The following is a 12,796-nucleotide window of genomic DNA, read 5'->3' as shown; positions in this document are numbered from 1 at the left end:
AAATGGATTTAAGATACCGTAATGACGGAACCGACGAGAATTCAACATCCGCTGCTACAACGCTTTGGTACAAGTCAGCGCAAACGTTCAGACGTGATAATACGGTCTGGGCCCGAATCTGCGCCCCTCGATGGCCGCTCAATCGGAGACATCCTGGATTTTATTCATCAATATGCACGACAGTTGGTCTTTTACGCAGCACAAATTGATGATAAAAGTCAGCAATATGTCGAGCTGAGCAATTGGCTCGCGTTTTTTGAGGATAGCCTTCCATTTGTCCTAAATCGTTTCACAAGGATAGATTTTAACAAGCTCGAAACTGACCTGAAGAGGGTTAGCGATGAATTAGATCGAGATCCTAGCGAAGCGAGTTTATACCTATTACTAGATTTTGTTTATTTTGATCTCTTTGAACCTATTGAGCGTTTTCAGCAACGCGTGCAAGAGTATAGCTTCGATTCTCTGACTGCTTTGTTGGATCATCATATAAAGACAACCTTATTACCACCTCTGCGGCGTTTTATAGAACTCAGTAATGGGTCGGCTTCCTACTTTCAATTCAATAAATTAGATTTTACCAACTTTATTGAAACCCCCTGGGAAATTCCCTTTGAAGAAACGTTACAGACGGATGTATCTTTCATCGATGTTCCGGGGGGGAGAGATGGCGCTATCAGATGGTTAGGAAAGGAGATCTACGAGGATGCAAAACGTTTTCTGAAAGCCGAGCAAGTAATTGCAGATAAATTGCCTCATTTCCTAGAAGACAGCATTTCGTTCTTTGAGAAACGTCACGAGCCACACGTGGGGTTGCTATTTGCATTCTTACGATTGTTCAAGCAATTTCAGGGTGATCTCAACTCTCTGACCCAGAAACATCTCGACTACTTTTATATTCATGTACTAAAACTGCGGCATCGAAATTTGATGCCGGACCGAGTCCATCTAATCTTTGAAACCGCGAAACACTTGCCAACACACTTGATTGAGCAAGGAACATTATTCAAAGCCACGAAAGACAGTAATAGCATCGACATACTATTTAGTCTGGACGATCAGATTATCGTCGATAAGGCCCTTGTGGTTTCACTCAAGACGTTATACCTCGATCGATCGTTAAGGCTACCCGACGTTAGCGAAGAGGTTGAGACAAAGGGCCATATACACGAACTTTATATTGCTCCGGTGGCAGATTCAGCAGACGGTAAAGGTGAAGCATTTACGGAAACAGCTTCCAAAAACTGGCCAACTCTTGGGGCAAAGCTGAGTAAATTTATACCAACGGGTGAGAGTCAACCGGCACAGCACCCGTTCGGTCGTAGCGGTTTTGTTCTCGCTTCCCAAGTGCTCTGGCTTAACGAAGGAGATCGAGCGATATCGATCCGAATTGATTGTAAAGTCAAAGAATTCGACGATTGGTATGACTACTGTTTTAAGCAGGCGTTTGGTGAATTTTCGGAAGGAAGTATATTAAAAATTACAGAAGCAGCGCGTCATTTTCTGGAAGATAAGACATTCTCTGATGAATCATTACTCCTGTTGAAGCGTGATTTCAAAAAGGCATCGGAGTTGGAGTTTCCGAGAATACTCAACTTTGATCAGCAAGATCAAATTGGTAGCAAGAAGAAAGGAAATAATATTCAATCGAAAGTTCAAGAGCAGAGTTGGGAAGACTACCTTTCTAATTATTCCGAGAGGGATCAACGTCTTTTAAAAGAGAGAGTGATCACGGAAGATGATGGAGAAACGCATATTATTAAGGCTTTCGACCCGACGCTCTCAATTCTTTCTCAGTGGCTGAAGACCCATGAAGGTCAAGAGTTCATAATAGAGGAAAATGATACGTTTGATTTTTCTGAGGCGGTGCATAAATCGTCTGACGATTTTCAAGTCCCCGAGAATATGCTGCTAGAAGTAGCAGATCAACTGGAAAAGATAGAGGGAGTAAGATTACTCGATATATCAAATTACCTAAAAATAAGTTTTAGTGGTGAGAAAAGTTGGTTCTCTCCTGAGAAAGTAAAGGTATATTTGGTTCAATACCCGGACGGCGAAGAGGCAAGCGTAACTTTACGTCTCGAAACATTTCTACAATCCGGAGAGCCTTCTATAGCGTTTTATAAAGAAGACAGGCTGACTGAGAACTTTGTCAGCAACTGTCTATTTCCTATGGTAAAAGTTGAGCTTCAGACTGGATTGGAGATGTCCTGTGATAATGGTATGTCGCAGGATCTTTGTTGCTTGGACCGTATTCAGCAAGAGAAGATGCCTGTTGGTGTATATCACTTTTTGCGCCATTTACATGTAATAAACACTGATATCTGCGTTTACGTCGATGGCGTAAAGAACCTGGTTGTTCAAAACGAGGAGAGCCTACAGGACGTCAATAGTCTGATCTATCCATTCGGTGTCAGACCAAAGCTCTACTCAGAGTTCTATGTGGGGTGTAAGGAGCTGCTATGTAAAAATTGGCAGGAGTTCTCGCTAAATATAGAGTGGAAAGACAAGCCAGTAGTTGGTTTTAAAGAACACTATAGTTCTTATGAGAAATATGCAGATTTGGAAGTCGAGAATAATCTTAATATCGAAATTTCGGATGACTTGTTTAAGATAGATCGCGCTATTCTCGAAGATGGAAAATGGTTTCCTCTTGATGAAGTCGAGCTCTATCCGGACCCACTAAGCTCCACACATCACTATGGCTTTTCAAGAGCCGACATGCCGAACGTATACAAACATACGTTCAAACGCTTTGATGATTCAATACTAAATCCCAAAAGTATTGATTCACGTGATGCCTTTTTCAGTTTGACTTTACGCGGTGCAAGTTTTCAACACGCAATATACCCCATGGTACTGGGGCAGTATATGGTTGAATTAGCCAGTATTGAAAACGAATCGCCTATAGAGTATGAATTTAGATTTCCTGGTGATGGTGACAGCGGTGATGCTACTAATAGCATTTCTGTGCTTCGCAGTACTATTCCTAAGGACCCCGGTAAGTTACCGAAGGAACCGTACACGCCGATGATAAAAACAATAAGCATTGATTATTCAGCCCGCTCCGAAAAAGTAGAATTGATACACCTATATCCATTTGCTGAGACTTCTAAATCCACCGGCTGGTGCGATCTTGATCCAAGCGTAGCCATAGATCTCGAAGACTTTCCAACGTTGCTACCTTCCCATAATGACGAGGGCAGCCTGTTTATTGGCTGCGAAAATCTGCGGCCAAACGCCAACCTCAATCTGTTATTTCAGTTTGCCGAGGCGAGTGCGGATACGGAATCAGAGTCTGCTGATATATCCTGGTCTTACCTCCTGGATAACAATTGGAAAGATCTGCGCCCTGGGTTTGAAGTGATAAAGGATGAAACCGAGCAATTAACTCGCTCAGGAGTAGTCACGATTGCTTTGCCAGGAAATATTTCCAATGTCGATAACTCCTTACCCGACAATTTTTCCAATCGTAACAACAGCCTTATGCCACTTTCAGATGATGGTAAGCCGCTGTTTTGGCTGAAAGTGTCGGCACAGCGTAATGTCGCGAGCGTTGCCGAGTTGCTGGGTGTGCACGCACAGGCGGCCCAGGCCACTTATGCGCCAAAGGAGGGGAGCGATCTCAGCCGCGTCGGCAGTCCCCTGGCATCGGAGCAGGTCGGTAAGCCTCTACAACCTAATTTCGCTATAAAAAGTGTTCTCCAGCCATACAAAAGTTTCGGTGGTCGGCTCGCCGAAGCTGAGGGCCTAACGCCTGTGCGTATGGGTGAGTTACTGCGTCATAAAGATCGCGGTGTGGATCCGTTCGATATTGAACATTTGGTTCTGGACGCCTTTCCCGAACTGTTTAAATGTAAATGTATCAGTCATACCTTAGGTCTTTCCGCAAATCAGTATCGGCGTGATCTTGAAGTGGCACCGGGTTTTTTAGTCGTCGCCGTTGTGCCCGATCTCAATAAACTTGACCCAGGAAACCTGCTCCAGCCCAGAGCCCCGAGGAGCGTTTTGGGTAGGGTCGAAGAGTTTTTGCGAGCGCGCTTATCGATGTTCGCCAGGGTGCGGGTAATGAACCCGAGATACGAGCCCATTCACGTGAATATCATCGTTAAGCTCAAGCCTGGGGTAGATAAGAACTATTATCTTGAACAGCTTAAAATTGATATGGGGCGGCTGCTCTCTCCCTGGTATCTTGGCGATTCGGACAAGCTCTCGTTCGGTCAGCAGGTCAGTTACTCCGATGTTCTCAGGTATGTCGAGGGGCTAGCCTACATTGACCAGGTGACGAGCATGCAACTGTATGACTTCCGGTCACCACCGGATGTTCAATCTCTCGATCACGCTGGTCTAAAAACGATTGTACCTTTAACCGCTCGATCAATACTCACCTGCACGCCGGCAAATATTCAGGCTAGCTTACATGATCCGAAATGTTGCGAACTGCGGAAATTAACCACAGGCAATGATGATCTTGTAGTTCCAGATCAGCCACGCACATCGAGTGGCGCAGGCTGATGGCTGCCGGGGGAAATAATTCGGCTCGCGCCATAGCGAAGGAAGATCCGCTGTTTAGCGATCATCCACACTTCGATTTTCAATGGTTGCGCCGCGAAGGCCTGAAGCATATCGGCGAATTATCGGGAAATATTTGGACCGACCACAACGCCCATGATCCAGGCATTACGCTACTTGAAGCCCTGTGCTACGCATTGATTGATCTTGGCTATCGCACCACACTGCCTTTAACTGATCTGCTTGCCACTCCACAGGATCAGCCGGTTCCTTCATCTCAGGATTCTGTAGGGCCGAGGCACGATAATTTCTTTACACCGCTGGAAATACTCAGTTGCAATCCGACTACCGAGTTAGATTTTCGTAAGTTACTTCTGGATCTGCCGGGGGTACGCAACGCCTGGCTGGAACCTGAGAACGTTGAAGTTTTTGAGTTAAGCAGTAGCCACTTGTCAGATTCAGGAGAATCATCAAATAAACTGTTTCTCAATGGCTGTTATCGCGTCTTGATCGAACCCGAGGCGGATGTCGACAATAAACAATTGACGACAGCAGTTACCAACTGGCTGTGCGCGCATCGCAATTTATGCGAGGACATGAATAGTCTCGTTGTGCTCGAGCCCTGTGAGCTCGGGATCTGTGCTGAAGTGGAACTCGAGGCGGGAGTAGAGGCCAATGTGACCTACGAGGCAATACTAAGGGCGGTGATGGAGTACATCTCGCCAGAACTGCGCTATTACAGCCTCAAAGAACTACTGGATAAAGGCAGGTCGATAGAAGAAATTATCGCCGGTCGTCCTTTCAATCACAGCCTGGAACCCATGACTAGTGCGGGCTTTGTCGATACCGAAGAGCTCTTGGCACTACCTTATCGGTATGAGCTTTACGGATCCGACCTCTGCGCGTCGATCCTGCGGATAGACGGAGTAATCGCCGTTCGTGCACTCTCATTTATCCTGCCGGATTGTGCCGTTACACCAGATCAAGATCAGGCCGGCATGCTCTGCGAAGTATGTATCCGCCCCGGCCATGTTGCCAGGTTTTCATTGGATGCAACCTGTATTCAACTACAAACCAGTCAAGGTGTCTTGAACCTGGATAAGGGACGTATTCACCGTCGTCTTATTCACGGTGGTAAGCCGAGTCGCGGTCTTGATCAACTGGATTTACCAGTACCGCAGGGCCGTTATCGACCGGAATTGACAGACTATCTCTCTGTCCAAAGTGATCTTCCTTTGGTCTATGGCGTAGGGGCGGCCGGGTTACCACGCAGTGCTTCTCTGGAAAGAAAAGTACAGGCTTTGCAGCTGAAGGGCTATCTGCTGTTTTACGATCAATTACTCGCCAACTATCTGGCGCAGCTGGGTAATTTCACACAACTTTTTTCATTGCGGCAAGAATCAAAAAGGGCAGAGGTACATCGGCAAAGCTATTTTAGCCAAGTCGTTGAGTCTATGTCCGATCAGGATAAGCTGTCGGTGAAGGAAGCTGTCGGTGGCTTGGATGATGGGCAAATTCTAGCACTGCCCGTTGCCAACAACGAAATGCTGTCTGAAAAGCTGTCAGAGCTAAAGCTGTCTCTGTTAGCAGAACTGCGAATCTCGGGCAGTACTGAAGCGGCCTCGGGTGATCTGCCGCATCTCACAGATCCATCACAGGCACAGCTGGAGTTGCGAATCCGCCAAATGACCCGGGATTTTCAACAGAGTGCCTTTTCAACAGAATTGTTGCGCGACGCCAGTGGCCATCTATTTATTTTACGGGGCAATCGCGTCTGCAATTCTCTGCTGATCAGTTTCCGCCGTTATCCAAGCCGGGAAGCAGCGCGTGAAGCTGCACACTTTACTGCCTTTCTTGCGGGCTTCGAAAACTACTACGTGCGCCGAGCCTTTCCCGATGGAGGCCCAGCTGGGAAGGTGGCATACCAGTTTGATCTCGCCTACGACCCGACCGCTTACAGCGCCTATCTAAATCACCTGGTGGAAACCCCTGAGCTCTACCTTGAGCGCCGCGACGCCTTTCTCAATCATCTATTAGCCAGATTTGCCACTCAGTTCACTGATTACGCGATGTTACGGTTTGGCTCGGAGCTATCCAATGCGAAGCAAAATGCCCAGACCGTTGAAGATAAATCGCGCTATCTCAGCCAGATCGATTTACTGACCCGCGATCGCGGACGTGCCTACAACTATTTGCAGTCATCCTGGGGCACTGATAATGTCTCCGGTTTTGAAAAACGGGTGTCACTCCTCGCTGGGATGCCATCTTATCAGCGGCGTTACCTCAATAAGTTCGAGGTCGAGCAGCGCTTTCGCATCGAGTTTACCCATCCGCAGGGGCAGCGCTGGTTTTCAAGTATCGACAGCTTTGCGACCCGCGAACAATTTGCCGACGCCCGCAACAGGATGATCGAGCAATTGGCCGATCCGCAAAACTACGTTGAACTTAGCAAACGCTACCGTGAGTTTGACCCGCAGGGTGTACGACAGATTTTTTCCAGGGTGGCAACAGCAGCAAACCTGGAGCCCTCTCGCTATGTTTACGCACTGATCCTGAGAGACGTTGCGGATATCGTCGACATCAGCTCCAAACAGGATTATGTCAGCGACAAAACGGCTTGGAATGGCCTCAACAAATTTATTGGAGAGATCAAGCGCAACCATGCAATGGCGCTGGTTGAGATTAACTCAAAAACGCCTCTACAAATCGATGGTCAACCCATCCATCTGTATTACGATCAGGAGCAGATGCAGTGCATCGTCGATCCGATCATTACCTACAAGTGGCATCGTAATTTTTCCCACACAGCCAACCCAGTTTCGGCTGATGGGGTATTTACAAGCCGGGAAGCTGCATTCTCGGACTTTGTCCAAAATGGTGACTACGGGGAGTTGATCGCACAGAAACAAGATGCGGTTTTGTGGGTTCTTAAAACGTCTCCGAAGTTTCCGCAATTGGAAAGCCTGCATGCGTTTAATCATCGAACCGAGGCTGAGCACGCGTGGCGCCGTTGCCGCAGCGATGGAAAACTTGAACAGCGCTATCAGAGGACAGCGATACCTGGCAAATCGGCCACTCGAATAACTCTGCACAGTGAGGACGGTTTCGCACTGGCAAGCGCTGAATTGAATGGCTGTGATAAAGCCAACGCTGAGCAATTTATCGAAGCCTGCCAGCAAGCCTTCTCGGATAATGAAGCGCGCCCGGAGTTTGACATTCTGGACAGGGCTTACGGTTGGCGAGTCGCAGTCGAAGAGGAATCCTCCGAAGCACCAGTGGCTATTATGAAGAGCACACTGCTTTACCGCGCCATTCCGGAGGCACTGCAGGCACTTGTTCACGCCCTTGGGGTAGCCCGCAAGGCAGATAATTATCTTGAGGCCGGCAGCGAAGAAAATCCCGACTTTCGTATTTTTTTGAGAGTTAAGGGAGGGCCTTTTCTCGGTGTTACGCGGCGTTTTGCGGATGCGGACGAGCGCAAAGCTCAGGTCAAAATCATTCGGGAAAAAATGCAGGGATATGAGACACCTTTCGAGATCAGGGAAGAACCCCGGCGTTACCGCTGGACTCTGACGCGGGAGGCAAGTGTGTTGATGCAATCGGCAGCCGGCGAGAATTTCAATAACGAAGCTGCTGCCAGGCAGGATTTTGAGCGGAGCCTTTTGCGACTGCGTGAGGTCGATCCCGCGGCAGAGCCTGTGCGCCTGCTCTATACCATCGCGACGCTCGAATCCGAGGATAAATTCCGCTTTGTCTATCCGCTATACGGTACGGAGGGAGATGAGCCGCTGGTGCTAAAGAGCGAGCAGGAGTTTTCTCACGATGAGGTCAGCGACAGATACTCTGAGTTTGTGTCGGCGTTGCCAAATATGGAATTAAAGGAACTAGATGGTGTCGCTTGCGTTACCCTTCCTGAAACTCAGAGTGAGATTAACGCAGTTCTGATCGACGATAACGAACACAGGCGTGATCAGATCGAAAAGTTCCTAGCCTATCGTCGGGATGTATTGTCCGATCCCACCGCAGAAAGTAGTTCACCTAACTGGATTTACCGGGTACTTGATCGCGATAACCCGATCGCTAAGTCCTGCGAGGAATTTAACAACCGGCAAGCGGCTGAGAGCGACAGAGAAACACTCTGTGATTATCCCGCCTGGGATCTGAGACACGATATCTTGCGTGTCATTTGTCCAAATCCGAAGGAAAAGCTGCACCATTTCGCGTTGTATCTTGGCAGTCGAGACGAGCACGACAAACTCCGCCCGACCCTGATTTCTCACATGGGTTACGAGACCGAGGAAGCGGCGAGAAACGCCGGTCAGAAACACTGGCTGAAATTGATCGAGCTGGCCACCGATCCGGATAACTATGGCGCAGACCGAATTATCGTCGATCGTGAAGTTTATTCGAACAGTTCAGGTGACGACTGCGATCGGGCGGCAACCCATCTGGCGGTCAAGCCCACGGCAATCACCATCGAAAACGCTACCGAACTTGCCAGGCATTATCCGTTTCGCAATAGCTATAAAAAAGATCAGCAAGGTAAGCTGACCCCCGACATTATCGGTGTACATTTTCAAGGCAACGATCCTAACAGTAAGCGCAGACTTTGGCGCAGCAGTGAGGATTTCGCCAGTTTTCAACTCGCCCAGGAGGCCTACCAGCTGTTCCTGACCCTGCTGAAATACACCGACAGTTGCCGGGTTGTGTGTGAGGAAGGCGTCTTTCGATACCATCTGGTGGAAATTCTCGCTGAAAGTTCGAGCGAGTATCAGGAAGAAGCCGAAGCCTGGGGAGACTTCCCGCCCCAAACGGGTGATGAATCGGAAGGGGGGTTATGTAATGTCACCGGTGTGCGTCAGTTTGCACAGAGCGCGACGACCGCAACCGCGTTTGTATCTCAGCACGAAGGCGATTGCTACCGGTTTATGGTTGTAGAGACAGGTTACCGACTGGCCAGACCCACGCGCGAATACTTTTCACCGCAGGAGCGCGACGAGGATATCGAAAGCCTGGGTGAGTGGTCTACAGAATTGTTAAATCGGCTTTGTACTCCAATTTCCGACGAAACGGCCGCTGGCGTATCGCCACTCACTATAAAGGCCGAAACCGTAGCGGTAGAAGCACAGAGCACTCAGTACGTAATTCATGTGTCCCTGGGCAATGGCTATGTTTTACAGAGCCTGCAGACATTTAATAAAGAGCCAGACGTGCATGCTCTTGAGGCCGCTTACCGTTGGATCTGGTTGGCAACCGATAAGCGCAACCTGCGCTCTGATTCGGAGCAAGGGAACTGGCAATTGTTCGATCCCTTTGCCGATCAATTTATCGCCAGTATTCACCGACAGGCCACTGACCAATCTGCGGAGGTTACAGATACCGTTGATCGTGATGAGCTCGCTGAGTGTGCCAGGAGCTATCCAGTTTTTGAACGGGAAGACCGTTATTTTTTCAGGCTCTACCACCCTAAAAGCTCAGCACTATGGGATGAGACCTTCGGGTCTTTCTGTTCTCCGTTCTATAGATCTGCATCCTCCTCGTCCAGCGAAAATCAGAACCGGACGTATATGTTGGAGAGCTGCGAATCTTATGCAACCCGCGTTGAGTCAGAGAGAGCCTTTTGTCGTTTACTGGAGTTGTTATCTGATACCAATAATTTCAATGAGGAGCAGGATGCGGCAATTGGTACTTATTCCTTCACTGTTATAGATCCTGCTCGGGAGTTGGCGTCGCATCCGCACTGCCATCCGAATCGCGCCAGCGCCAGGCGCGCGGAGCAGCGCACTCAGGCATGCATGCAGGATGAGGGTATGCATCTGGTCGAACACCTCCTGCTGCGGCCAAAAAATCAAGGCGATTGTCAGCTGCCAAGCTGTCCCGAGGAAGAGTGTCTGTTGGAGTGGCAGCAGCCTGTCGATTTGAACGACCCCTGCGAAAACCAGGACCAAGCCAGTGCAGCGGGCTCTCGTCAAACCTATGTGCCAGGTCTGGATCCCTACTCATTCTGGGCAACTCTGATACTGCCGAGCTGGACTGAGCGATTCCGTAACAGCAACTCCAGGCAGGTTTTCCGCCAGATGTCGCACCGGGAAGCCCCCGCGTTGGTTGGTTTGAATATTGTCTGGCTGGGTCCGCGCCAGATGGCCGAATTTGAGCAGGCGTTTAAACCCTGGCTGGATTCTCTGCGACAGCCTGACGTATTGTGTCCGGGCGAGTCAGGCCCTGAGCGCGCGTGCGATATGGTTGAACAGATTGCAGGGCTTCGCAATGAGCCTGTATGTACCGATGCCACAACAACGGGTGAACAATGCCGCTGTGATTCTGAGCCGGGCGAGCTTGCACTGGACGACTGTATTCAAGCCCCGGATAACCTCTTCTGGGGGCGAATCGAAGAGCAGGACGCGTCCCGGTCGCCCGTTAATCCCGAGTCTGTCCGGGATGGCGAAGCCGACAGTCGGGAGTCGCTATGAGCAACCGACACCTTATCGCCAGACAGGTATTTGAACTCCGGGCCGCGATTGATCAAGCCGATTTACATTGCGTACAGGATTCACTCAGCAGGCAGTATTGGCAGTCAGTGGTTCCTGCATTTGAGCAGTTGTTTGATCGTCTGGTACCGACCGATCAGTTACTGCGGGTTGATCATATTGAGATCGATTTGGGGCGCTGGTCGCTGGAGCAGATGTTAACCCGCCAATTTGTCGATAACCTGGTGGTGCAGTTGGAGGTGGCCATCGCCGATGCCCTGGCGGGCAGTGTCAATTCCGTACAGGTGCAACCGTTTGCTGCTGGCCAGTTCGAGCTGTGGCTCTATTTTTTGGAGCGCGGGTCGCTGCCTGCTGCAGCAGTGCTGCCGGATTCTTTTACAGAGCTTCAGAGCCAGATTGTGGCTGAGCTGGGAGAGCGAGAGAGCGCCGTCAAAGGGTTGCGCCTTTTACTGTCGCGTCAGCCACAGGCACTTCAGCGCCTGCTGCTGCAGCACGACGCAGAAGTGCTGATGCAGATTCTCGCGCGACTAAGCGGGGCCAAACACTCCGATTTAAAGCAGCTTATAGAGCAGGTGATCAAACGGATAGTTCAACACCACACGTCTCTGGTGGAAAGGGTGCAAGTTGTCGGAACCGGCCAGCCCCATCTGCAGTCGATTGCCGAAGTCCTATGTGAGCTGGCCACATCTTTATTGACCGAGGAAGGGGCAGCTCGCACTAAAACCGCTCTGCAATCGCATATTGAGCAATGCTTGACTACCCATTCGGAAGATCCCGCGGCTTTAGCGAGTGCTCTTCTTAGTCACACTTTCTGGGGCAAACTCTTTGCTGGTTTTGCTCGCCCGGTAGGCGCTACCCGCTTGAGCCAGCAGATGGTTGCCGTGCTGCTGCAAAGCACGGATCTGCGGCGGATCGCTGCCTCTGGGGTTGTCAGCACGCCGGCGCCAACGCGACCTGTGCCAGACCGCATTCGTCTACTGGTGGTAGAAGCATTATTTCTGCAGATCCTCAACTGGCAGGGAAAAGGCGATCTTACTGATGTGATGGCTGCGGCCATACATTCGCCGGTTCTGCGTCCCTGGCAATCACTGCTAGGTAGCAGCCCCATCCTGGATGAGTCAGCAGCGTCTAACACCGTTGATTGGCCGCAATTGACGCAAGCCATTGACAGGTTGCAGTCGAATTTACCGGAACCAGCAACAGAGGCGCTGAGCTATTGGGAAACAATGGGCAAGCCCGATCCCGCAACAGGTGTTAATACAAGTCCTGACAATGAACCGCAGCAGGACAGCGACTGTTTCTATGTAAAGACGGCAGGGATCATCCTGTTTCATCCATTTTTACTCAGATTTTTTACGAATCTGGGCCTTTACCAAGATGGTGAGTTTGTCGATAACCTCAGCCATCAGCGCGCGGTTTATCTCCTGCATCACCTGGCTACTGGCGAGGTACGTACCCCCGAATACTCGCTTGTGCTCGCCAAGTTCCTGTGCGGCATGCCGCTTAATAGGCCGCTGGATCACCGCTTAGAGGTCAATGCAGCGGAGCGATCCGAAACCGAAACGTTAATTGAGACAGCGATCAGCCACTGGGGCGCTTTGGGCCAATGCTCAGCCCAGTGGTTGCGAGACATGTTTTTGCTGCGTGATGGAAAATTGGAAAAACGTGAAACTGGCTGGCATCTCCTGGTGGAACGCAAAGCACAGGATCTGCTGCTCAACAAATTACCCTATGGCTGGGGGCTTGGCATGGTAAAGCTACCGTGGATGAATGAGTTTCTGCACATAGATTGGTAGAGG

General features: G+C 49.9%; 3 protein-coding genes. All 3 read left to right on the top strand.

Annotated elements, in window-relative coordinates; all coding sequences use genetic code 11:
- Positions 1–21: 21 nt before the first annotated feature.
- From ACXAFR_RS24545 to ACXAFR_RS24535, 3 genes are read left to right on the top strand one after another with little or no spacing between them, the layout of a single operon-like run.
- Entirely contained in the window at positions 22–4,512 is a 4,491-nt protein-coding gene (locus ACXAFR_RS24545; RefSeq protein ID WP_475182101.1) for a hypothetical protein, read from the top strand.
- A complete protein-coding gene (locus tag ACXAFR_RS24540; RefSeq protein WP_475182099.1) occupies positions 4,512–10,979 on the top strand; it encodes a hypothetical protein in 6,468 nt (2,155 codons plus the stop codon). Before ACXAFR_RS24545 ends, ACXAFR_RS24540 begins: the two co-directional genes overlap by 1 nt.
- The gene (locus ACXAFR_RS24535) at positions 10,976–12,793 is read left to right on the top strand and encodes a contractile injection system tape measure protein (RefSeq protein WP_475182096.1); all 1,818 of its coding nucleotides are present in this window, start codon (positions 10,976–10,978) and stop codon (positions 12,791–12,793) included. The genes ACXAFR_RS24540 and ACXAFR_RS24535 overlap by 4 nt, the downstream gene beginning before the upstream one ends.
- Positions 12,794–12,796: the final 3 nt, after the last annotated feature.

The sequence above is a fragment of the Pseudomaricurvus sp. ABR4_320 genome (assembly GCF_056159445.1).
Note: the sequence above shows the minus strand (reverse complement) of the source record. Positions and strands in the feature narration are given on the sequence as shown.